This is a genomic window from Herbidospora sp. RD11066, from assembly GCF_054661255.1.
This window is the reverse complement of record NZ_BAAGDO010000320.1, coordinates 1-243: the sequence shown is the minus strand read 5'-3', so window position 1 is coordinate 243 and position 243 is coordinate 1. Positions and strand designations below refer to the sequence as shown.

Annotated in this window: 1 protein-coding gene; it reads left to right on the top strand. The window is 50.6% G+C overall.

The annotated features are described in order from the left end of the window. A partial coding sequence (locus ACYQ78_RS40025; protein WP_459806221.1) for a hypothetical protein occupies positions 1–207 on the top strand: 207 nt, incomplete at its 5' end. Between the last annotated feature and the right edge of the window lie 36 nt (positions 208–243).

Here is a 243-nt window from a genome sequence, read left to right as displayed (position 1 = left end):
GAAAGAGCCACCAGACCAACGAAACCCATGGGAGCTTGTTTCAACTACTACCTTTGCAACATTTCGGATGAGGACTATGGCTCCATCTATGATGCCCTGGACGATCATCAGATTTTGATCCCCGGGCCCGAAGTAGATCTGCCATGGAGCGCCGATGATCCGAACAGTGAAGTTCCGGTCTTGAAGTCCATTAAGTGGAGCCTTTAAGGCTGTGTCGACTGGTTATGCCTGAGAATCCCATCC